Origin of the sequence: Microbacterium sp. dk485, assembly GCF_004570445.1 — a bacterium.
GTDB classification, from domain to species: Bacteria; Actinomycetota; Actinomycetes; order Actinomycetales; family Microbacteriaceae; genus Microbacterium; species Microbacterium wangchenii.
This window is the reverse complement of sequence record NZ_SPQW01000001.1, coordinates 315147-338578: the sequence shown is the minus strand read 5'-3', so window position 1 is coordinate 338578 and position 23432 is coordinate 315147. Positions and strand designations below refer to the sequence as shown.

Annotated in this window: 18 protein-coding genes; 16 read left to right on the top strand and 2 right to left on the bottom strand. The window is 70.8% G+C overall.

The genetic code is table 11. The features are described 5' to 3' along the window. Positions 1-64: 64 nt before the first annotated feature. The 16 genes from E4V99_RS01610 (at position 65) to E4V99_RS01535 (ending at position 21071) form a co-directional block, all read left to right on the top strand. Complete coding sequence (locus tag E4V99_RS01610; RefSeq protein ID WP_135116209.1) at positions 65-1201, top strand: 5-(carboxyamino)imidazole ribonucleotide synthase; 1137 nt, start codon at positions 65-67, stop codon at positions 1199-1201. Between the two features lie 98 nt (positions 1202-1299). Next, entirely contained in the window at positions 1300-1767 is a 468-nt protein-coding gene (gene purE / locus E4V99_RS01605; protein WP_135117194.1) for a 5-(carboxyamino)imidazole ribonucleotide mutase, read from the top strand. Next, the gene (locus E4V99_RS01600) at positions 1764-3227 is read left to right on the top strand and encodes an LCP family protein (RefSeq protein ID WP_240742819.1); all 1464 of its coding nucleotides are present in this window, start codon (positions 1764-1766) and stop codon (positions 3225-3227) included. Before purE ends, E4V99_RS01600 begins: the two co-directional genes overlap by 4 nt. Continuing rightward, on the top strand, positions 3224-4315 hold the full coding sequence (locus tag E4V99_RS01595; RefSeq protein WP_135116207.1) for a glycosyltransferase: 1092 nt from the start codon (positions 3224-3226) through the stop codon (positions 4313-4315). Before E4V99_RS01600 ends, E4V99_RS01595 begins: the two co-directional genes overlap by 4 nt. Positions 4316-4370: 55 nt before the next feature. Continuing rightward, positions 4371-6608, top strand: coding sequence for a cell wall-binding repeat-containing protein (locus E4V99_RS01590; RefSeq protein WP_135116204.1), 2238 nt, complete (start codon positions 4371-4373; stop codon positions 6606-6608). Positions 6609-6707: 99 nt separating this feature from the next. Further along, on the top strand, positions 6708-7634 hold the full coding sequence (locus tag E4V99_RS01585) for an ABC transporter permease (RefSeq protein WP_240742820.1): 927 nt from the start codon (positions 6708-6710) through the stop codon (positions 7632-7634). Beyond that, on the top strand, positions 7631-8368 hold the full coding sequence (locus E4V99_RS01580) for an ABC transporter ATP-binding protein (RefSeq protein WP_135116202.1): 738 nt from the start codon (positions 7631-7633) through the stop codon (positions 8366-8368). Before E4V99_RS01585 ends, E4V99_RS01580 begins: the two co-directional genes overlap by 4 nt. Continuing rightward, positions 8365-10290 carry a DUF6541 family protein gene (locus tag E4V99_RS01575; protein ID WP_135116200.1) on the top strand — a complete coding sequence of 642 codons (1926 nt, stop codon included), beginning with the start codon at positions 8365-8367 and terminating at the stop codon, positions 10288-10290. Before E4V99_RS01580 ends, E4V99_RS01575 begins: the two co-directional genes overlap by 4 nt. A 32-nt stretch (positions 10291-10322) precedes the next feature. Next, positions 10323-11579, top strand: coding sequence for a glycosyltransferase family 4 protein (locus E4V99_RS01570; protein ID WP_135116198.1), 1257 nt, complete (start codon positions 10323-10325; stop codon positions 11577-11579). Further along, on the top strand, positions 11576-12673 hold the full coding sequence (locus E4V99_RS01565) for a DegT/DnrJ/EryC1/StrS family aminotransferase (protein ID WP_135116196.1): 1098 nt from the start codon (positions 11576-11578) through the stop codon (positions 12671-12673). Before E4V99_RS01570 ends, E4V99_RS01565 begins: the two co-directional genes overlap by 4 nt. Continuing rightward, positions 12673-13659: a Gfo/Idh/MocA family oxidoreductase gene (locus E4V99_RS01560; protein WP_135116194.1), complete on the top strand. Its 987-nt coding sequence runs from the start codon at positions 12673-12675 to the stop codon at positions 13657-13659. The genes E4V99_RS01565 and E4V99_RS01560 overlap by 1 nt, the downstream gene beginning before the upstream one ends. Positions 13660-13667: 8 nt before the next feature. Next, the gene (locus tag E4V99_RS01555) at positions 13668-15692 is read left to right on the top strand and encodes a cell wall-binding repeat-containing protein (RefSeq protein WP_135116192.1); all 2025 of its coding nucleotides are present in this window, start codon (positions 13668-13670) and stop codon (positions 15690-15692) included. Beyond that, entirely contained in the window at positions 15686-16873 is a 1188-nt protein-coding gene (locus tag E4V99_RS01550; protein WP_135116191.1) for a hypothetical protein, read from the top strand. The genes E4V99_RS01555 and E4V99_RS01550 overlap by 7 nt, the downstream gene beginning before the upstream one ends. A gap of 118 nt (positions 16874-16991) precedes the next feature. Beyond that, positions 16992-18185, top strand: a complete 1194-nt coding sequence (locus tag E4V99_RS01545; protein ID WP_135116189.1) for a glycosyltransferase — start codon at positions 16992-16994, stop codon at positions 18183-18185. Beyond that, on the top strand, positions 18182-19990 hold the full coding sequence (locus E4V99_RS01540) for an ABC transporter ATP-binding protein (protein WP_245233096.1): 1809 nt from the start codon (positions 18182-18184) through the stop codon (positions 19988-19990). The genes E4V99_RS01545 and E4V99_RS01540 overlap by 4 nt, the downstream gene beginning before the upstream one ends. Then, a complete protein-coding gene (locus E4V99_RS01535) occupies positions 19983-21071 on the top strand; it encodes a glycosyltransferase (RefSeq protein WP_167758048.1) in 1089 nt (362 codons plus the stop codon). The genes E4V99_RS01540 and E4V99_RS01535 overlap by 8 nt, the downstream gene beginning before the upstream one ends. A 12-nt stretch (positions 21072-21083) precedes the next feature. Here the strand turns inward: E4V99_RS01535 and E4V99_RS01530 are convergent, their stop codons facing one another. Together E4V99_RS01530 and E4V99_RS01525 are read right to left on the bottom strand one after the other, a co-directional pair. Continuing rightward, positions 21084-22232: a glycosyltransferase family 1 protein gene (locus tag E4V99_RS01530; protein ID WP_135116185.1), complete on the bottom strand. Its 1149-nt coding sequence runs from the start codon at positions 22230-22232 to the stop codon at positions 21084-21086. Between the two features lies 1 nt (position 22233). Further along, the gene (locus tag E4V99_RS01525) at positions 22234-23427 is read right to left on the bottom strand and encodes a glycosyltransferase family 1 protein (RefSeq protein ID WP_135116183.1); all 1194 of its coding nucleotides are present in this window, start codon (positions 23425-23427) and stop codon (positions 22234-22236) included. Positions 23428-23432 lie beyond the last annotated feature (5 nt).

Below are 23432 nucleotides of genomic sequence, written 5' to 3'. Positions count from 1 at the left end.
CCCCGCGCTCGCCGTCGTGGGCGCTCGCGGCCTGCGGGAGAATGGGGGCGACGGAAGGGGACCCATGGCGCTGCGAGTAGGGATCATCGGAGGCGGCCAGCTCGCGAGGATGATGATCGCGCCCGCGGTCGAGCTGGGCGTGGAGGCGCGCGTCCTCGCCGAAGAGCCGGGCATGTCGGCGGAGCTCGCGGCCACCGCCACCGGCGATTACCGCGACGCCGACACCGTCCTCGCGTTCGCACACGACGTCGACGTGATCACCTTCGACCACGAGCACGTGCCGCAGGACGTCCTGGCCGCGCTCGTGGACGCCGGCGTCGCCGTGCACCCGGGGCCCGAGCCCCTCGGCGTTGCACAGGACAAGCTCGTCATGCGCCGGCGCATGCAGGAGCTGGGCGCACCGCAGCCGGAGTGGGCCGCGGTGTCGGACGAGACGCAGCTGCAGGGGTTCCTCGATGCCCACGGCGGCCGTGCGGTGGTGAAGACCCCGCGCGGCGGCTACGACGGCAAGGGCGTGCGCGTCGTGTCGGCGGCCCACGAAGTGCAGGACTGGTTCACGACGCTCGCCGAAGACGCCCGCGGGGGAGAGCTGCTGGTCGAGGAGCTCGTGGACTTCTCCCGCGAGCTCGCCCAGCAGGTGGCCCGTCGCCCGTCCGGGCAGGTCGCGGTCTACCCCGTCGTGGAGACGGTGCAGCGCGGCGGCGTGTGCGCCGAGGTGCTCGCCCCCGCGCCCGGCGCGAGCGCGCGACTGAGACAGGCTGCCGCCGACCTCGGCGTCGCCATCGCGGAAGGCCTGGGCGTCACGGGGATGCTGGCGGTGGAGCTGTTCGAGACGACGGATGAGCGCATCCTCGTCAACGAGCTCGCCATGCGCCCCCACAACAGCGGCCACTGGACCCAGGACGGGGCGGTGACCAGCCAGTTCGAACAGCACCTCCGGGCCGTCCTCGACCTGCCGCTGGGCGCGACAGAGTCGACCGCACCGTGGTCGGTCATGGTCAACCTCCTCGGCGGGCCGGCGGAGGGCGGACTTCTCGAGCGGTTCGCGCCGGCGATGGCGGAGCATCCGCGGGCCAAGGTCCACACGTACGGCAAGGCGCCGCGGCCTGGGCGCAAGGTCGGGCACGTCAACGTCGCCGGCGACGATCTCGACGACGTCGCCTACGAGGCGCGCGCGGCAGCAGCCCACTTCCTGGACTGACGCCCGCGCCGTTGCGGCGATCTCGCAGGCAGTCGCCCTAGCCTGGTGCAGTGACCCGACCGCTGCACTCCTCCGAGACGCCTGTGGTCGGCGTCGTCATGGGCTCCGATTCGGACTGGCGCGTCATGAGCGACGCCTCGCAGATGCTCACGGAGCTGGGCGTCCCGCACGAGGTGGAGGTCGTCTCCGCGCACCGCACGCCCGACAAGCTCATGCGCTACGGCCGCGACGCGCGCGCCCGCGGACTGCGCGTGATCATCGCGGGAGCCGGCGGAGCGGCACACCTGCCCGGCATGCTCGCCTCGGTCACCTCCCTGCCCGTCATCGGCGTGCCCGTGCAGCTCGCGACGCTCGACGGCATGGACTCCCTGCTGAGCATCGTGCAGATGCCGGCAGGCATCCCCGTCGCCACCGTGTCGATCAACGGCGCCAAGAACGCGGGCATCCTCGCCGCGCGCATCCTTGGCAGCACCGACCTCGCCCTCGGCGACCGGCTGGTCGCCTACGCGCGGGCGCTGGAGGCGCAGGTCGAGGAGAAGAGCCGGCGGCTGAAGGACTCCCTGTGAGCGTCGGCACGGCGCCCCGCACGCGCCCGGCCGCCCGCAGCGTCGTGGAGACCCGACCGCTGCGCAATCCCGACGCCGGGTCGCCCCAGGTGATGACGCGGCGCGGATGGTGGCTCGTCGTCCTCAATTTCCTCCTGCCCGGGTCGGCCCAGGTGCTCGCCGGCAGCCGCCGCCTCGGCCGCTTCGGCATCGGCGCGACGCTCGCACTGTGGATCGGCCTCATCGTCGCAGGGCTGTTCGCCCTCCTGTGGCCCACCGCCCTGGTCTCGATCGTGTCGGGGGCGTGGCTCCCGGAGTGGCTCGGGTGGTTCCGGTGGGTTCCGCTCACCCTCGTCCAGGTGCTCCTCGTCGGCTACGTCGTGCTCTGGGTCGTGCTCACCGTCGACACCCTGCGCCTGGTCCGCCTCGTCCGCACCGGCAGGATCGCCCGTTTCGGCATCGCCGCCGTTTCGGTGCTGCTCCTCGTGGGCGCTGGGAGCGGTGCGGTGTGGGGAGCGCAGGCAGCCGGAATAGCGCGCGACACGCTGGGCGACATCTTCGGGCAATCCGGGCCCGTGGTGCCCCCCTCCGACGGGTACTACAACATCCTCCTCCTCGGCGCCGACAGCGGCGAGGGGCGCGACTCGATGCGGTTCGACAGCATCTCGGTCGTCTCGGTTCACGCCGACACCGGCGCCGTCACGATCACCGGCATCCCCCGCGACATGCCGAACTTCCCCTTCGCTCCCGGGCCCATGCAGGACAAATACCCGGACGGGCATGAAGGCTTCGCCAGCTCCACGTGCGGCTGGGGGAGCGGTATCAACCAGCTGCGCACGGAGGTGGAGGTGTGCCAGGACGGCACTGAGCTCTACCCCGACGCCGCGGCGAACGGATCCGCTCCCGGCATCGAGGCGACCAAGGACGCCGCCGAAGGCATCCTCGGCATCGAGATCCCCTACTACGTCTTCATCGACATGCACGGCTTCGCCGCTCTCGTCGATGCACTCGGTGGCGTCGACATCACCGTCGAGGAGCGCCTGCCCAAAGGCGGCGGTCCGCAGTATCCCGGTCAGCCTGCCGAGGACTGGGCCATCGGGTGGATCGAGCCGGGGCCGCAGCACATGGACGGCGACACCGCCCAGTGGTTCGCGCGCTCGCGCTACACCACGAGCGATTTCGACCGCATGGAGCGCCAGCGGCAGCTGCAGCAGGCGATGCTCGCCCAGTTCACTCCCGAGAACGTCCTGACCCGGTTCCAGGACGTCGCCGCCGCCGGCACCGCCGTCGTGGAGACGGACCTGCCCCAGCCGCTCCTGCCGACGCTGGTGGATCTGGCCATGAAGGCGAAGGAGCTCCCCGTCTCGACGATCGAGCTCACGCCTGACGGCGGCATCGATGAGTTCGATCCGAACTACGCGTACATCCAGGAGCTCGTCCGCACCACGCTGCATCCACCCACGCCGGAGCCGGGCGCGTGACCGCCACGCTGCGCGTCGTCCTCGACCAGCTCGTCTCGCCCACCTCCCGTGACCTGGCGGAGGCGTCGCGCGCGCTCACGAACGCGCTCATCGCGACCGCCCCGCGGGGAGCGGATGTGGCCGGCATCATCCCGCGAGGCGAAGACCCCGCAGTGGATGGACTCGTCGATCTCTCGCGCCTCGGTCTGCCGCGGCGCGAGCTCGCCGCATCCTGGCAGTTGGGGATGGCACCCGGCGTCGGGAAGGGCATGATCCATTCACCGACGCTGCTGGCCCCGCTGGTGCGGCACGACCGCGTCAACGAGACGCATCAGGTGGTCGTCACGCTGTGGGATCTGCGCGCGTGGGAGGCGCCCGAGGCGCTGTCGCGGCCCGAGGTGATGTGGCACCGGGCGATGCTCAAGAGGGCGGAGAGATACGCGGACGCCGTCGTCGTCCCCACCCACGCGATGGCCGATGCGCTCGCGGGTATCGCTCCCCGTCTCGCCGGCCGCATCCGCGTCATCGCCGGGGCTGCGCCGGAGGGATTCCGCGTCCCCACGGATGTCGCGGGGCGGCTGCGCTCGCTCGACCTGCCCGGGACGTTCGTCGCTACGGCAGGCGGAGCGGCCGCATCGGATGGGCTTGCGCCCGCTTTCGCCGGAATCGTGGGCGCCGGGTGGGACGGGGACGTCGTCGTCCTGGATTGCCCTGATGGGGAGGAGCCCGCTGTCGTGGAACTGGCTGCCGCTGCCGGTGTCCCCGAAGCGCGTGTCCATGTCCGCGGTTCGCTCGAGCCGTTCGACCGGGCTGCGGTGCACGGCAGCGCGTCGATGTTCCTCGCTCCGTCCGAGCGCTCGGACTGGCCGTGGCGGGCCGTGGAGGCGATCACGACCGGCACGCCCGTCGTCGCGGCGGACTCGCCCGCGCATCGCGAGGTGCTCGCGGACGCGGCCGCCACCGCGTCACCCGCCGGCTTCGGCGACGCGATCTCGTCCGCCCTCGGGGAACGCTCCGAAGTGCTGCGCGTACACGCCAGCGACCGCGCGCGCGCCTTCTCGTGGGTCAGCGGCGCCGAGCGCATCTGGCAACTGCACGCGGAACTGTAGGCGCGGTCGCGGACGATCGTTGGTGTTCAGGGCCAACTTCCGCAACACTGGTCACATGTTTCACACCCGAGAGCGCCCGCGGCGGGCGTCCAAGCTCGCCGTACTCGCGCTCGCCGGCGTTCTGCTGGGCTCGGCGTTAGGGGCGGCGTCCCCCTCGGGTTCGGCTCAGGCCGCCGGGGGGTCGATCTTCGACGGCGGGATGATCATCAGCGACGCCGAGTTCTTCGACGGAGCTGCGATGTCGGCCGCGCAGGTCCAGGCGTTCCTCAACGACAAGGGCGGATCATGCGTACCGGCACCGGGTGGGCCTGCGTGCATCAAGGATTACCGGGCCGACCTGCCCGCGATGGCCGCCGACCGGTACTGCAAGGCTGTGCCGGGGAAGGCGCGCGCCACGGCAGCGGAGATCATCGCCGCCGCGGGTCAGGCGTGCGGGATCAGCCCGCGGGTGCTTCTGGTGATGCTCCAGAAGGAGCAGAGCCTGGTGACGCGCACCAAGCCCACCACGACCCACTACGACAAGGCGCTCGGCCAGAGCTGCCCCGACACCGCGCCGTGCGACCCTCGCGCGGCGGGGTTTGTCAACCAGATGTACCTCGGTGCACGCCAGCAGCAGATCTACGTCCAGAACCCCACCTGGTACAACTACCGCCCCGGTCGGGTCAACACGATCCAGTGGCACCCGGACAAGGCTGCGTGCGGCACCTCGCAGGTGTACATCCACAACCAGGCCACGGCGAACCTTTACATCTACACGCCCTACCGTCCGAACATCGCGGCGCTCGCCGCCGGATGGGGGACCGGTGACGACTGCTCGTCGTACGGGAACAGGAACTTCTACAACTACTACGCACAGTGGTTCCGCGGTGTCACCGGCGCTCCCGCGGCGCAGGTCGCTCCGTGCACCGTGCCGCCCGCGACCGAGATCGCTCCGCGCGGTGACCGGCTCGTCGTGACCGCAGCCTCCCTCAATGCCCGCGGTGCGCCGACGACCGCGTGCGGCACCGGAGCGGTGAGCCTCGCGAAAGGCACCGTCGTGCAGGCCTCCGGCACGTACGGGGCGTGGACGAGGGCCAGCGTCAACGGCGTGCAGATGTGGCTGACGACGAAGTACCTCTCTACGTTCACCGTGGTACCAGGCACGCCCACGATCAGCGGGAACGCCGCATCCGGCCAGATCCTGACGGCCGCAACCGGCACCTGGACTCCCCAGCCGTCCTCCTTCTCCTATCAATGGAACCGCGACGGCAAGGTCATCGCGGGAGCCACCGCATCGACGTACCGCGCGACGAATGACGACGCCACTGCGCGCATCTCCGTCACAGTCTTCGCGCATTACGGCTCAGAGAAGCCCCAGAGCACTTCGGCGAGCGTGTCGGCGCGCGGATTCGCGTCGGATCGGCTGGACGGGCGCGACCGGTATGAGACGGCGGTCGCCGTCTCGCGGGCCTCCTTCCCGAAGGGGACGAGCACGGTATACCTCGTGGTGGGGACGGATTTCGCCGACGCCCTGGCGGCAGCGCCGCTCGCGGCGAACAAGGACGCCGCGCTGCTGCTCACCCGGTCCACTGCGCTGCCTCCGCCGACGGAGGCCGAGCTGAAGCGTCTCGCACCCCAGCGCGTCGTGCTCGTCGGCGGCACCGGGGTCATCGATGCGGGTATGCCGGATCGCTTGCGACGGGCGCTGGGCTCGGCGCTCACCGTCGATCGGATCGCGGGCGCGGATCGGTACGAGACCGCCCGGCTCATCGCGGCGGAGTTCGGCTCCACCTCTGCCGCCTACATCGCGACCGGACACGACTTCGCCGATGCTCTCGGCGCCGCCGCGGTAGCGGGGCGCACGGGCGCGCCGGTCGTGCTGGTCCGTGGCAATGGTGCCAGCCTGGATGCGGCGACGGTGCGCACGCTGTCCGCGCTGGGAGCCCGCGACGCCGTGGTGGTCGGGGGCGAGGGCGCGGTGTCGGCAGGCATCGCGGCAGACCTCTCCGGACACGGCCTCGCCGTCACACGCTATGGCGGCAGCAACCGCTTCGCCACCAACGCGGCCCTCAACAATGCCTCCTTCGGAGCCGGGACCGGCTCGATCGTCCTGGCGACGGGGCAGGACTTCCCGGACGCGCTCACCGGAGCGGTGCTCGCCGCCGAGCGTGGCGTGCCCATCTTCGTCACCTATGGCACGTGCGTGACCGGTGGGAGCGCCGATTTCATGGTGAACAAGGGCGCTAGGGCGTATACCCTCGTCGGCGGCGTCGGTGTTCTGAACCCGGCGGTGGGCAAGTTCCAACGATGCTGACGTGAGTCCGGGGTCCGTCCACCGGGAGCACAGGAACGGGTCGACTAGACTGGCCCAGTTCGCTGGTACCCGGCGAATCCGCCCCGAGAACGATCGATCGTGAGCAACACACCCGACCCCTTCGCCGCCGTGCCGCGCGCCGAGTTCGACGTCCCCGGGCGCAGCCGCGGTCTCCTGGATGTCTTCCGGTGGCACTACCTGCTGCGGCTCCTGATCCGGACGGGCGTGACGACCCGGTATCGCAACTCGGTGCTGGGCTGGACCTGGTCGTACGTGCGCCCGGCGGCGCAATTCCTCGTCTTCTGGGCAGTGATGGGGTTGTTCCTCGACCTCAATCGCGGCATCCCCAACTACGCCGTATACCTGTTCAGCGGCATCGTCGTCATCAACCTGTTCAGCGAGGCCTTCAAGAACGCGACGACGTCGATCGTCGGCAACGCTCCGCTCGTGCGCAAGGTATTCCTCCCGCGCCAGCTCTTCGCCGCGTCGGCCGTCGTCGTCGCCTTCGTGCACTTCCTGCCGCAGGTGGCCCTGCTGCTGGTCGTGTGCCTCCTCATGGGGTGGATCGTGCAGGTGACGATCCTGCAGGTGCTCGCGATCGTCGCGGCGGTGCTGCTGATCCTGCTCTTCGCGCTCGGCCTCGGGCTCTTCTTCGGAGCCGTCAACGTGCGTTTCCGCGATGCCGAGAACATCGTGGAGCTCCTGCTCCTGCTGGCGACATGGGCCTCACCGGTCCTGTATCACTGGACGATGGTGGCGCAGGCAGCCCGCACGGTGGGGATGGACTGGCTCACCGAGCTGTACCTGCTCAACCCGATCACGCAGGCTGTCGAGCTCTTCCACTACGCGTTCTGGTATCCCGTCACCGACACCGCCCGATCGACGTCGCCGGTTGTCGCAGACATGCCACTCGCGCCCGATTTGGGCATCAACACCCTGTGGGCTTTCCTCATCGGTGTCGTCGTGTTCTTCGTCGGCCAGCTGGTCTTCCGCCGCCTCGAGGGAAGGTTCGCGCAGGATCTATGACCACCACGACTTCTCTCAGGCCCAGCATCGTCGTCCAGAGGGCTGAGAAGACCTTCCTTCTTCATCACGCCCATTCGCTCAAGGACACGGTGGTCGCCACGTTGCGCGGCCGCAAGACCACGAGCGTGTTCCATGCTCTCAACGGTGTGGATCTCGTCATCAACGAGGGCGAGTCCGTGGCGATCCTGGGGCTGAACGGTTCGGGCAAGTCGACCCTGCTCAAGCTGATCTCCGGCGTCATGCAGCCGGACGGGGGAGAGGTGCTCACCCGAGGTCGCGTCGCCGGCCTCATCGAGGTCGGGGCCGGCTTCCACCCGGAGTTGTCCGGACGCGAGAACGTCTTCCTCAACGCCGCGATCCTGGGCATGAGCCGCAAGGAGATCGCGGCGCGGTACGACGAGATCGTGGCGTTCAGCGAGATCGAGCCGTTCATCGACCAGGAGGTCAAGCACTACTCGTCGGGCATGTTCATGCGGCTCGCGTTCTCGGTCGCGATCCACGTCGAACTGGACGTGCTGCTGGTGGATGAGATCCTCTCGGTCGGCGATGCGCCGTTCCGCGAGAAGTGCCGGCTGAAGTTCCAGGAGCTCATCGCGCAGAACAAGACCCTCGTGGTCGTCAGCCATGACATGGAGATGGTCCGCGAACTCTGCACTCGTGGCATCGTCATGAACAAGGGGGAGGTCGTCTACGACGGGCCGGTGGCGGGCGCCATCTCCCTGGTCGAATCGTGATCGGCGACTGGATCGCAGCAACGCCCGTGATCCTGGCCGCCGCCGCGATCATTCTCGGCCCGGGTGCCGCGGTGCTGGCACTGCTCGGGATGCGCGGGCTGCGGCTGTGGGGGCTCGCTCCCGTCGTGGGCACCGTGACCGTCGGCGGACTGGCGCTGGTCCTCGACGTTGTCGGGATCCCGTGGACGCCCCTGTCCTTCCTCGCGGGAAGCCTGCTCCTGATCGTCTCGGCGGCCGTCGCCGGCCGCGTGCTGAATCTGAGGCGGACGCCGGCGCGTCCGCCGTTGCAGGCCAGGACCGCGCTCCTGGTAGCCGGCATCGCCGTGGGCGCGACGCTGATCCTCGTGCGCCTCGTCCTGTACATCGAGGGTCCGGACAACATCTCCCAGACCAACGATGCGGTCTTCCACCTCAACGCCCTCCGCTACATCCTGGAGACGCAGTCCGCTTCGGCGATGGAGGTCAGCGGGGTCATCGGCGGGCGTGGCTTCTATCCCGCCGGGTGGCACGGCATCACGTCCCTCGTGGTGATGATGACGGGTACCAGCATCCCTGTCGCTGCGAACGCGGTCGCGGTCGTCATCGCCGTTGTGATCTGGCCCATCGGCATCGCTCTGCTCGCGCGCACGGCGACCGACGACGATTCCGTCGCGGCGGCGGCGGGGGTGCTCGCCGGCGCTCTGCACACCTTCCCGCTGCTCATGTTCCAGTGGGGGGTTCTCTATCCCAACGCGCTGTCCACCGCGCTCATCCCCGCGGCGCTGTCGGCCGTGCTCACCGTGCCGCGCTGGGTACGCGGGACGGACGGCTGGCCCGGCGGATGGCGCGGCGCCGTCGCGGCGGCCACCGTCGTCCTTATGTCGATCGGTGCGATCGGTATCGCTCAGCCGGCCGGTCTGCTGGCATTCGGGCTCCTGTCGCTCGTGTGGGCGACGTTCGCGGTGCTCCGCACGCCTCGGCGATGGGTCCCGGTCCTCGCCGTCGTGGTGCTGTGGGGGGCGCTGGCTGGTCTGTGGGTGGTGCTCTCGTCCTCGACGAGCGGCGTCCACTGGGACCCGTTCCGTGGGAACCTCCGCGCCCTGGCCGACGTCGTCCTCACGGCCCATCTGCGTCTGCCGCCCGCGATCCTCGTGAGCGTGCTCACGCTCGTGGGCATCGTCGCGGCCCTGCGTTCGCCTCGCCTCCGGTGGCTCGTGGGGGCGTGGCTGGCGATCAGCGCCCTGTACGTCGCCGTCGCGGCTGTGGACCGTGAGGGGCTGCGGACCCTGCTGCTGGGGGCCTGGTACGCCGACCCCTACCGCATCTCCGCCCTGGTCCCGCTCGTGGTGATCCCCCTCGCCGCGCTCGGCGCCGCCACGATCGCCGCCGGGGTGGCCGCCCTCGTGCGCGACCGAGGAAAGGCGCAGTGGCTGACGTACGCTCTGATCGCCGTGCTCCTCGTGATCGGCATCGTGGTGCGTCCGGTGCAGCAGATGCCCGAGGGGACATCCTTCGACACGAAGTCGCGGTACGCGGAGGACGCCACGTCCTACCTCTCGCCCGCCGAACGGGCGTTCCTGGAAGAGCTGCCGCGGTATGTCGAAGAGGATGCGCGCATTCTCGTGAACCCCTCCACCGGGGGTGCGCTCGGCTACATGCTCAGCGGGCTCGACGTCTTCCCGCGAACGTGGGCGCCGCCGCGCCACCTCGCGTGGTACACGCTCGCCGACGGCCTGCGCGACGCCGCGGATGATCCCGCCGTGTGCGCGGCACTCGCCGAGTACAGCGACCCGGAATACGTGCTCGACTTCGGCCCCGGGGAGGAGGCGCCGGGACGGTATGTCATGCCCGGCATGACCGGATTCGCCGGCGAGGACGGCTTCGAACGAGTGGCCGGAAGCGGGCCCGCCACCCTCTGGCGGATCACGGCATGCACCCCGTGATGCCTGAGGGGCATTGGATAGAGTTGATCGAAATGCCTCTCGCCGACGACGGAACCACCCCCGCACGCGTGCGGGCGGTCATCGTCTCGCGATTGTTCCCGCCGGAGGTCAGCGCCGGCTCCTTCCGCCTGGGCGCGCTCGCTCGCTCGCTCGCTCGGCGCGGGATGGCCGTCGATGTGCTGAGCACCCGCCCGCCCGCGGCGGCCCCGGAGGTGGAGGACCCCGCCGACGTCCGGGTGCGACGATGGCCGGTGCTCCGCGACCGGGGTGGCAACGTGCGGGGATACCTCCAGTACCTGAGCTTCGATCTGCCCCTCATCGCCCGCCTGCTCCTGCGGCGCTTCGACGTCGTGGTGGCCGAATCGCCGCCGACGACGGGCTTCGTGGCCACGGTCGTCGCCCTGCTGAAGCGCCGCCCGGTGGTGTATTACGCAGCCGACGTCTGGACGGACGGCGTCATCTCGATGGGCGCGCCCCGCGCGGTGATCTCGGTCATCCGCGGCCTCGAGCGGCTCGTCCTCCGCAGGGCTCGCGGCATCCTGTCCGTCAGCGAGGAGGTGTCCGATCGGCTCGTCATGCTCGGCGCCGACCGCTTGCGCGTGGCGACGATCGGCAACGGGATCGACACCTCGGTGTTCACCCCCGCGGTCGCACCGGCCTCACCCGAGCTGAGGTACTTCGTCTACACCGGGACGATGTCGGAATGGCAGCAACCCGACGTCTTCATCCGGGCCTTCGCCTCGATCGTCGCCGGTGATCCCGACCTGCGCCTCAAGTTCTTCGGTCAGGGCGCCGTCGAAGCACGCCTGCACGACCTCGCCGAGGCGCTCGTGCCCGGGCGGGTCGATTTCGGTGGGGTCATCAGTCCGCGCGAGTCGGCGACGTGGATCAGGGGCGCCGTGGCTGCGCTCGTGAGCATCGTGCCCGGCATCGGCTACGACTTCGCCCGACCGACGAAGACCTACGCGGCCGCGGCCACCGGCACACCCGTGCTCTTCGCCGGGCCCGCCGAAGGGGGCGAACTCGTCGCGAGCGCCGGACTCGGTCTGGCGGTGGGCTTCGCCGTGGAGGACGTGGCGGAGGGCATGCGGCAGCTGCTGGAGGAACAGTCCAGCGGCGAGACCGAACGTCGCCGAGCGCAGCGTGCCGAGTGGGCTCGCGAGAACCTCTCGCTGAGCGCTGTCGCCGACCGCGCATCCGATGTCGTGTCCGCGATCGCCCGCCGCGCGCCGGTCCCGGGCATTCGGAACACCCCCACACAAACCAACCCGTCAGAGGAGTCCGAGTGAGCGAGTTCATCCCGCCGGCCAAACCCATCATCGGCGACGAAGAGCGCCACGCGGTGGATCGAGTGCTGCGCAGCGGCATGGTCGCACAAGGCCCCGAGGTGGCGGCGTTCGAAGCGGAGTTCTCCGCCCACTTCGTTCAGGGCCGTCCGGCCGTTGCGGTGAACTCCGGAACGTCGGGTCTGCACCTGGGACTGCTCGCCGCGGGCGTGGGCACGGGGGATGAGGTCATCGTGCCGTCGTTCACCTTCGCCGCGACGGGCAACTCCGTCGCGCTCACCGGTGGCACCCCGGTCTTCGTGGATATCGAGCCCGCGACGTTCTCGCTGGACCCGGTCGCTGTCGAAGCCGCGATCACGGAAAAGACGAAGGGCATCCTCGCGGTGCACCTGTACGGGCACCCGGCTCGCATGCGCGAATTGCGCGAGATCGCCGACCGTCGTGGAATCGCGCTGTATGAGGATGCCGCCCAGGCCCACGGTGCCGCGCTCGACGGCAAGCCGGTGGGAACCTTCGGAGAGTTCGCGATGTTCTCGCTCTACCCAACCAAGAACATGACCAGTGGTGAGGGGGGAATGGTGTCGACGGCCACCCCGGAGACCGCTCGCATGATCAAGCTGCTGCGCAACCAGGGCATGGAGCGTCAGTACGAGAACGAGGTCGTGGGGTTCAACGCACGCATGACGGATATCCACGCGGCCATCGGCCGCGTGCAGCTGACGAAGGTGGATGCCTGGACGAAGACGCGCCAGCAGAACGCCGCCTTCCTCGACGCGCATCTGCAGGGTGTCGTCGTCCCGCCCGTCGCCGACGGCGCCGTGCACGTGTATCACCAGTACACGATCCGCGTCGCGGATGACCGTGATGGCTTCGTCAAGGCGCTGAAGGACGAGCACAACGTCGGCGCGGGCGTGTACTACCCGATTCCCAACCACCGTCTGCCCTCCCTGGCGCCGTACGCCCCGGGCCTGGACCTGCCCGAGACGGAGAAGGCCGCGCGCGAGGTCGCGTCCCTGCCGGTGCACCCCTCCCTGTCGGCCGCGGATCTGGACCGGATCGTCGCCGCGGTCAACGCCGTCGCCGGGGCGGGCGCCTGATGACGGTGCTGCGCGCCGGCCTGCTCGGCGTCGGCATGATGGGGCGGCATCACGCGCGCGTGCTGCGCGAGGTGGACGGCGTGGAGCTGGTGGCGATCGCGGATCCCGGGGGTGACCCGCACGGGGTCGCCGGCGGACTCGGCATCCTGCCCGACATCGACGCGCTCATCGACGCTGGGATCGACATCGCCGTTGTCGCGGTGCCGACCCGCTTCCACGAGGAAGCGGCGCTCAAGCTCGCGGCAGCGGGTGTGCACACGCTCGTCGAAAAGCCCATCGCGCATTCTCTCGACGCCGGTCAGCGCATGGTCGAGGCGTTCGCGGCCGCGGGACTGGTCGGCGCGGTCGGGCATATCGAACGGTTCAACCCCGCCTTGCAGGAGCTTCGACGTCGGTTGGAGGCGGACGACCTCGGCGAGGTGTACCAGATCGCGACGCGGCGCCAGGGGCCGTTCCCGTCACGCATCGCAGACGTGGGCGTCGCCAAGGATTTGGCCTCGCACGACATCGACCTGACCGCGTGGGTCGCGCAGAGCGACTATCGGCTGGTGTTCGCTCAGACCACCTTCCAGAGCGGTCGTGAGCACGAGGACATGATCGCGATCACCGGGCGGCTCGAATGCGGAGCGATCGTCAACCACCTGGTGAACTGGCTGAGCCCCATGAAGGAGCGCGTCACCGTGGTCACCGGGGAGAAGGGCGCGTTCGTCGCGGACACGGCCACCGGCGACCTGACGTTCTTCGCGAACGGCACGATCCCCCTGGAGTGGGAGTCGGTGTCCTCGTTCCGGGGCGTCTCGGAGGGCGACGTCACCCGCTATGCGTTCGCCAAGCGTGAGCCCCTGCGAGTGGAACTCGAGGCGTTCCGCGACGCCGTGCTGGGCGAAGACAGTGACGTGGTGACCATGGTGCAGGGTCAGCGCACCCTCGCCGTCGTCGAGGCCGCGCTGGAGTCCGCTCGAACGGGCAGCCCTCGGACTCTGTGAGTCACGGGATGGGGACGAGGGCCGATCCTGTGCTGTCCTGGCGGCGTCGGTGGCAGCAGTCGGCGGCCGCCGGGCTCGCCCTGCTCCTGACTTTCGTGATCGCCGTCGCCACGCCCGCCGCGGCCGCGGCCGACGGTGTCGCACCGCGGCTGGCATCGGGCGGGGCCTCGCTGCCCGCGATGCCGGAGGGGGTCACCCGGCTTGCCGGAGACGACCGTTACGGCACCGCCGTGGCCGTGTCGCAGGCCTTCGCGCCCGGTGTCGCGGTGGTCTACGTCGCCACCGGCGCGGACTATCCCGATGCGCTGTCGGCAGCGGCCGTTGCGGCTCGTGACGGTGGACCGCTCCTGTTGACACGGCGCCACGTCCTCCCCGCGGCGGTCGCGGCGGAGATCGCGCGGTTGGCGCCGGCACGGATCGTCGTGGTGGGTGGCACCGGAGTCGTCGACGCCGGCGTGGAGCGACAGCTCGGGGCGATCGCACCGACCTCGCGCGTGAGCGGCCGCGACCGCTATGAGACCTCGGCCCGGCTCGTCGCCTCGGCGTTCCCCGCCGGCGCTGCTCCCGACGTGCTGCTCGCCACGGGCCGCACGTTCCCCGATGCGCTGGCCGCCTCCGGCGCCGCGGGGGCGGCGGGAATGCCGGTGCTGCTGGTCAACGGCGCCGCGCAGGCCCTCCCGTCGGACGTCCTGTCCGAGCTCGCGCGACTGGGCGCCCGCGGGATCTCCGTCGCCGGCGGGTACGGAGCCGTCAGCGCGGGGATCCAGGCGCAGCTGCAGCGCGCGGGATTCGTCGTCCAGCGGCACGCCGGCGCGTCTCGATATGAGACCGCTGCCGCGATCAACGAAGCCTTCTTCGCCCCCGGCGATGCCGGCCTGGTGGTGATGGCGACGGGCGCCGACTTCCCCGACGCGCTGGCCGGCGCCGCGCTCGCCGGGGTACGGGGCGCCCCCCTCCACATCGTCCGGCCGTCCTGCGTCCCGCAGGCTCCTCTCAGCGCGATGACCGTCTTCGGCGCCCCTGCGCGGGTCGTCCTCGGTGGCGTCGGTGCCATCAGCGAGTCGGCGGCCGCGTTGACCGGATGTAGCGCGCCGGACGCAGGTCCGGTCGACCATGTGTTCCGCGCCACCGGGTTTACCCTCGATCCGGCCGCTCCCGTCCCGTACGCCGACCGGGCCCCGGTGGACGTGCACGACGCCGCTCAGACGGTCGATGCGACAGGCCTGCGGACGTATCACCGCAGAGGCGATCGGGCTCTCGCAGACCACCCGGTCGCGATGGCGCAGTACGGGATCTCCGCGCTGGCGGAGTTCGAGCGCACCGGGGACGCGACGTGGAAGCAGCGTGCGGTGCGACAGGCCGAGCGTCTGATCGAGATGCGCACCCTGCGCGGCGATGCCTGGTGGTTCGCCTACTCGTTCGACTGGGCGTACGGCGAGCGCACATTGCGGGCGCCCTGGTGGTCGGCGATGGCTCAGGGTCAGGCGCTCTCGCTCTTCGTGCGACTGGCGACCGAGACGGGCGACCAGCGCTGGCACGTCGCCGCCGATCGCACGTGGAAGAGCTTCCTGCAGCCCCGCGCCGCACAGGAACCGTGGGCCGTGCTCGTGCAGGACGGCGCGCTCTTCCTGGAGGAGTACGCGGGAGGGCAGCCGCCGCTGCTCGTGCTCAACGGCCAGATCTTCGCGCTGTTCGGCATCCACGACTACTGGCGGATGACCGGCGATGCCCAGGCGGCCCGGATGTTCGACGGCGGAGCGACCACCGTCCTGGAGGTGATGCCGGAGGTCCGTGTACCCGGAGGAGTCTCGTACTACTGCGTGGATACGCCCTTCTGCCAACGACCGCTCTGGCAGAACGCCAAGTACCACGTCATCCACTCCTGGCAGCTGGACAGCCTCGAGTCATTGACCGGCGACGAACGGTTCGGCACGTGGGCGCAGACTCTGCGCGACGATTGGGCCCCGGCGACCATGCGCCGTTCCGTCCCCGACGTGCTGGATGCCGACCCTCTGGAGCCGGCAACATGGTGAGAAGACTGCGTGCGACCGCCGGTGCGCTGCTGCGGACGCTGCCCGAAGAGGTCGCGCATCGCCTCGCTCCGAATCGACTGGGGTGGCGACCCGAGGACGTCCCCGCGCCCATCGTGATTCCGGAGGCTCGCGTGCGGCTCCTCGTCGGGCCGGCGAATTCGGCGGCCCAGGGGTACGCCTGGGCGCACAGTGCGCGCCTGCTGCCCCATGTCGCCGCGGTCAACCTCGCCGTACCCCGCGACGGTGGGCCGCGGTTCGCAGCCGACCACACGGTTCCCTCCGCGGTCTTCGCCCGCTCGCGCCAATGGGGGCGTGCGCACGCGTCCGCCGTGGAGAGCCAGGTGACCCACGTGCTCGTCGAGTCCGAGCGGCCGGTGCTCGGCACGACGTGCGGTGCCGACGTGCGTCGTGAGGCTGCGTGGCTGGACGCACGCGGCATCGCCCGTGCGTATGTCAGTCATGGCAGCGACCTGCGGCTTCCGAGTCGGCACGCCGAGTTGGATCCGCTCTCACCGTTCCGCGATCCCGAGTGGGGTCTGCGGAGCGTGCTCGAGGACATCGCGCGACGTAACGGCGAGTTCCTCGCCGAACAGCACGATCGGCCGGTGTTCGTCGCAACCGCCGATCTGCTGCGAGACGTCCCTCGCGCCGTCTGGCTTCCCAACGTCGTGGACCCCGCGCCGTGGGCGAACCGGCGGCCGGCCCTGGACGGCGGCCGACCGGTTGTGATGCATGCCCCCACCAACGAGCGGATCAAGGGCACGGCACTGATCCGCGGCGCGGTGCGACGTCTGCACGAGGCCAGGGTGATCTCCTACCGTCCCGTGCGCGATGCCCCTCACGCGGCGATGCCATCGCTCTATGCGGGGGCGGACATCGTCCTCGAGCAGTTCCGCCTGGGCATCTATTCCACGACGGCGATCGAGGCCATGGCCGCGGGGCGCTTGGTGGTCGGCCGCATCTCCGACGACGTGCGCCGCATCGCCGAGCGGGAGGCAGGGATCCCGCTTCCCATCCTCGACGCCCACCCCGACGAGCTGGAGGACCTGCTCGTCGATGTCGCGTCGGATCCCGGACGGTACGGCGAGCTGGCACTTCGAGGTCCTGACTTCGTGCGGGCGCTGCATGACGGCCGGTACGTCGCCCGCGTCCTCACGCCCTTCCTCGGCGCGACGACATGAACCGTCCGGCGGCCTCGCAGGGCCGCGGCGGTAGGATCGCCCCATCCGCCCGCGGCGTCGATGCGCGTCCGCTCGGGCGCATGCCCGGCGAGGTCCGGGCGGGCGAAAGGCGAACTGGGTGAGCGACATCGCGAACGGGCGTACGGCGCTGGTGCTGTCGTACTCCGACCTCGCCACGGATCCCCGCGTGCGCCGTGAGATCGACTGGCTCACCTCCGACGGGTGGACCGTGGACACCCTGGGCCTCGGGGCGCATCCCACCGAAGCGGTGCGGGATCATTTCGTCCTCGCCGACCCACCGCGGTGGACACGTGGGCGGATCGGCGCCCTCGCGACGCACTTCCTCCTCCCTCCACGCCTGCGCTTGCGTGCACAGCTGACCGATCGGGTTCCGCGGGAGCTGCGCCGCCGCATCCGCGAGGGCGGGTACGACCTCGTGGCGTTCAACGAGTACGAATTCACGCCGTGGGTGGCCGACCGGCGGGACTTCACGCCGGCCGCCCTCCGAGCGCGGCTGCACCTGGACCTGCACGAGTACCGCAGCCCCGACGTGCGCCGCCGCACACTGGGCGGGCGCCTCACCGGGGGCCACTACCGCTGGGTGCGCCGGCACATCGGACATCCCGCCTTCACCAGCCGCACTGCGGTGAACGCACCCATCGGCAAGCTCTACGCCGACGAGTTCGGCGTCCCGGAGCCGACGCCCGTCCGCAACGCCCCGCCCTACGTCACCGGCCTGGAGCCGACGCCGGTGGAGGGGGAGCGCATCCGCATGCTGTTCCACGGCATGCCGAGCTGGGCGCGGGGGTTCCACGAGATCCTCGAAGCCATGCGGACGCTGCCCGAGCAGTTCACCATGACGTTCATGCTGATGCCCAATCCGGCGGCGCTGGCGAAGCTCGAGCAGGAGATCGCCGCTCATCCTGCGCGCGACCGGATGCGGATCGTTCCTCCGGCCCCCATGCGTGCCATCGCAGAGCACATCAACGAATACGACCTCGAGATCATCTTCTACCGGCCGCTGGAGACCAACCTCATGTACGCGCTGCCGAACAAGTTCTTCGAGGCTGCGCAGGGCAGGCTGGGAGTCGTGGTGGGCGAGACGCCGACCATGGCGCCGCTCGTGCGCGAGCACGGACACGGGGTGGTCGTCCCCGCGTTCGACGCGGCATCGCTGCGCGATACGCTCGCGGCACTCACAGCCGAGGACATCACGCGCTTCAAAGCAGCAGCCGCGCGGGTCGCCGAGATCGTGAACGCCGACTCGGAGGGCCGCGCGTTCCTCGCGGCCGTGCACGGAGGGCGGGCGTGAAGGAGAACGCGCGGCTGTACCGGCAGGTGCTGGGCATCCTGCCGCGCAGCGCGAAGCGCTTCCTGCTGTTGTATGCGCTCACGATGGGCGCGCTCGCTGTGCTGGACGGCGTCGCGCTGGGGCTGCTGGCGGTCATCGTCGCGCCGCTTGTCAGCGGCGGCACCGTGTCGCTGCCGATCTTCGGAGAGCTGACCGGACCCGCGGTGGCGTGGCCCCTGGGCGTCGTGTGTCTGCTGATCGTGTTGAAAGGCGTGCTGGCCCTCACGCTGCAGTGGTTCGCCACGCGGCGATTCGCGCGATACGAACTCGACCTCGGGTCGCGCGTCTTCGATGGCTACATCCGTGCACCGTGGGTGGAGCGGCTCTCCCGGAACTCCTCCGACCTCGTGCGGATCAGCGACGCCAGCGTGAGCACCACCATCTCCGGGTTCGTCCTGCCGGGCGCGTCGCTCGTCGGCGAGATCATGAGCTTCGTCACGATCCTCGGCGTGCTGGCGTTCGCCCAGCCGCTCGTCGGGATCGTCACGCTCATCTACCTGGGACTGATCGCACTGTTCCTGCAGTTGCAGATCTCCCGCCGGTCCCGGCAAGCCGGGCGGGTTGCCCTACGGTATTCTCTCCGCTCGTCCCGCCTCATCACCGAGATGATCGGAGCGCTCAAGGAGGTCACCCTTCGCGGCAGCGCGAGCGACGTTGCGGCCGTCGTGCGGGAGAACCGTTCGCACGCCACTCGCGCCCGCGCGAACTCCCAGTTCCTGGCGCAGGTGCCCCGCTACGTGCTGGATGTCGCGATCATCGGCGGCATCGTGCTGGTGGGGGTCCTGGGATACCTCGCAGACAGCCTCAGCGGTGGTGACGGGATGGCGGGCGCGTTGTCGGCCATCGCCCTTTTCGGACTGTCCGGCTTCCGCCTCGCGCCCGCGCTGGTGCGGTTCCAATCGGTCCTGCAGCAGCTCAACGTGAGCGCTCCGCACGCGCGTGCCGTCCTCGACGAGATCGAGCGGTCCACGCGCTACGTCGCCTCCGCGACGGCAGCAGACACCGAACGCTTCCCCGATACCCCGCACGCCATCGAGTTGCGCGACGTGTCCTTCCGGTACACGCCCAAGGGGACGGAAGCCGTCCAGAAGGTCACACTGGAGATCCCGTTCGGGTCCCAGGTCGCGTTCGTGGGAGCGTCCGGCGCCGGCAAGTCGACGATGATCGACCTGCTCCTCGGCCTGGTCGAGCCCACGGCGGGCACGATCAGCGTCGACGGGCGACCGCTGCGCAGCGTACTTCACGCGTGGCGGGAGCGGATCTCGTTCGTCCCGCAGGATGTCTCGCTGTTCGACGCCACCGTCGCGCAGAACGTGGCTCTCACGTGGAGCGACGACATCGATCGGGAACGCGTGCGGGCCGCACTCGAGCGCGCCCAGGTGCTGGGTCTCATCGAGGCGCGAGCCGGCGGCATCGACGGCAGAATCGGCGAGCGGGGGCTGTCGCTCTCGGGCGGTCAGCGTCAGCGCCTCGGCATCGCCCGCGCGCTGTACAACGACCCGCTCGTCCTCGTCATGGACGAGGCGACGAGCGCCCTGGACACCGCGACGGAAGCCGCCGTCGGCCGGGCGATCGCCGAGCTGCGCGGAGCCGTTACGACGATCACCGTCGCCCACCGGCTTTCCACCATCCGTCATGCGGACCGCATCTTCTTCATGCGTGACGGTCGCGTCGTCGCGTCCGGCACCTTCGAGGAGCTTGTGGCGACGGAGCCGGACTTCGCCGTACAGGCCGCGCTGGCCGGGCTGGCGGACGCGCGTGAGTGAGCACCGCGTCGACGTCGTCGTCGCGGTGCACAACGACGCGCGACCGGTCGAGCGGGCCGTCGCGTCCGTCCTGCGCGAACGCGTCCCGCTGCGCGTGCTCGTCGTGGCGCACAACGTCGACCCGGCCCGCATCACCTCACGCCTGGCCGCGCTCGCCGACGATCCGCGCGTGAGCGTCCTCGCCCTTGAGGACGGCGTGCGCTCGCCGGCGAACGCGTTCAACCACGGCGTCGTGGCGGCGTGCGCCGACTACGTCTGCATCATCGGCTCCGACGATGAACTGCAGGCCGGTGCGCTCGAGGCATGGGTGGAATTGGGCGATCGGACCGGGGCGCGCGCAGTGGTCGCGCCGATCGTTCGCGACGGCGGCGGCGTCGTCCCGACGCCCCGGATCCGGCCGGGGCGGAGGAGAACGCTCGACGCGGACCGCGACCGGCTCTACGAACGGACGGCCCCCCTCGGCCTCCAGCGCCGGGCCGCCCTCGGAGACCTCCGATACGCCGAAGGGCTGCCGCGTGGCGTAGACCAGGCGTACGGCCTCGCCTTATGGCTTGGCGGCGGCATCGTGTTCGACCCGACCGCCCCCGCGTATCTCGAGCACGCCGATCAGAGCGACCGCGTCACGCACGTCTTCGGCCCCCTGGCCGACGACTTCGCCTTCCTCCCCGGTGTCCTCGAACTGCTCGCGGACCGCCCCCTTGCAGTGCGCCGGGCCGTCGCATCCAAGCTGCTGCGGGTGCATCTGATCCCGGCCCTGACCCAGCGCGCCGGCACCTCCTCCCTGCAGGCCGCGGATCTGCTCGCGGCGCGGGCGGTCGCCGCACAACTGCGCGCGGTCGGTCCCGGAAGCGCCGGTCTGCTGCCGCGCGCGCCGGCCGAGGTCCTGGCGGCGCTGGAGGGCGGAGCCTCCGTGGCCGACGTGGCCGCGGTCGCCGGGCGATCGGCGCCCCTCTGGCGGCGCCTGGTTCCCGCCCGCGCATGCTGGCTCCTCCACAGGCACGCGCCGCTGCGCCTGCAGATGGCTGCGTGGTTCCTCACGCGGCGCGTGCGGCGGGCGCAGCGGCGGCTCCCGTCTGAGTGAGGACGCCCGTCCTCACTCCTCTGCCATGCCGGTCGCGATCGCTTCGATCGCGCGGACCCACGTCGCCGTCTGGCTGTCAGCCGACAACTCCGGCGCAGCCGCATCCGCGGCCTCCTTCCAGGCCGCGACCTGCGCCGGTGTCAGGGAATCGACGACGTCGGTGACGTCCTGCGCGGTGAAACCGGCCGTGACGGCGCCGAAGCCGCCGCGCCGGGTCAAGCCCGCCATGGCGGCGGTCGGCCCCACGATGACGCCCAGCCGGGCCTGGACGAAGTCGAAGAACTTGTTGGGCAGGGCCAGGGTGTGGTTCGTCGATGTGGCCGGCAGGATGTGGATACCGACGTCATGGCGGGCGAGCGTGTCGACGAGTTCCGGCTGCGCGATGGGCGGCTCGATCCGCACGCGCGGACCCAGCTCGTCGGCGAGCGCGCGGAGCCGCGCCAGATACCCCGGGTCATTGGGCATCAGGTACATCGTCAGCACGGCATCCGTGCGGGATTCCGCGACGCCGCGCATCATCGTCTCGAGGTGGCGGCCGGCCAGCGCCGCCCCGGAGTGGACGATCCGCAGGGGAGAGGAGACGGGACGCACGGGCAGGTCCCGACGGCGGGAGGCGTTCGTCACGACGGCGGGGGACAGGCCGAAGTCGCGGTAGCGTTCGGCGATCTCCTGAGCGACGGTCGTGGTGGACGCGGCCGGCGCGGCGAATCGACGCACGAGCCATCCGTTGTACGTCCCGCGCAAACGCGCCCATGCCGGATTGTCGTCGTGCAGGCCGGGGAAGAACTCGTGCAGATCGACGTGCACGCGCGACGCCGGCGCGATCGCATACGCGAGGGGTGCGGCGTCGATGTCGTTGGCCAGGACGATGTCTGCCCGTACGTCGCGCAGTACGCGCCGAGCGGCACGGTACAACGGCGTCGTGGCGTGAAGGAGCCGGTAGGCGCCCAGGCGCAGGAGCACGCTCTCGACCCGCATCCGCCGCGCGCGTCGGCGACCGGACGGGGGCACCGGCAGCCGGATGTGCTGCGCCGTGCGGGCGACACCGTCGCCCCACCCTGCCGTGACCACCTCGTACAGGCCGTCGAAGGCGGCAATCTGCCGTTGCAGACGGGCGTCGGAGGCGAGGTCGGAGAAGGAGATGATGAGCAAGCGCGTCATGTCAGGCCACCGTCCCGGCGGGGTGGACCAGCCACTCGCGCAGCACGGCCGCGCTGTACGCGCCGCTGTGGACCGTCGCGACGAAATCGCAACCGGCGGCGCCGAGGCGGCGGCGCTCTCCGGGGTCGGCCGCGAGGGTTCGGAGAACGTGGTCGAGGGTGTCGGGCGTGCTTTCGATGACGGGAAGGTCGAGGCCGGTCGCGGCGCGGACCCGCTCGCGCACGGCTGGGTAGACGTGCCCCACGACGACCCGTCCGGCCGCCATCGCCTCGCAGGCGGCGACGCCGTAGCTGCCGACCCGGAACTGGTCGATCACGATGTCGGCGTCCGCGAGGACCGACGGCATCGCGTCGTGGGGGACGCCGGTGACGGCTCGATAGGCGATGACCCCCTCGGCATCGAGCCCGCGCAGGATCGGGTCGACGAGCGCGGTGCCCTTCACGAGGGAGGCGCTCGGGGCATGCACGACGCGGACGCGGGCGTCATCCGCCGACGCGGCCGGTCCCTCCCACTGCGCCGGGTCCACGACGACAGGCAGCCAACGGGCCTCGGGGAGGTCGTCCAGAAGGTCGGGGGTGCTGACGAAGACCGGCTTCCGCAGCTCCCGGATCTGGGCGATGGTCCGCTCGGCGGCGCGCGTGGCGCGACGGACGAGCGCATCACCCGGGTCGAAGGCGAGACGCACGCCACCGGATCGCGGTGCGGTGAGGCGGCGCACGTCCGTGCCGTGGCATACGACCGCTGTGGAGATGTGCGGACCGAGATCGCTCAGCTGGCGAGTCAGGCTCCTGCCGTGCAGACGACCGAACGGCGGCCGCGCGGACTCGACTAGGAGGTGCGTGAACCCCTGCGCGGCGTCGCGCTGTGCGCGCTGCCACGAACTCGAGTTCTGGAACACGCGCGGCTCCACGACGGCGCCGGCGGGATAGTCGAACGCGGTCCGCACCGCGAGCGTGCGGGCGCCGATCCGCGCGTCGGAGGCTTCGAGCGAGCGCGCCCACTGCTCGGCCTGGCCCGCGTGGTTCAGCGGAGCGATGAGGACCCGCGTCGGGGTGTCCGGGGCGCGCACGACCGGGCGCGGGTCTCCGGGGCGGGGCACGCCGTGGCGCAGGGCCACGATGTGACCGACCGGGCCGCCGGGATGCGTCGCGATCCAGTCGGCGAGCCGCTCGGGCAGGGGCTCCACGGGGGTCATCCCTC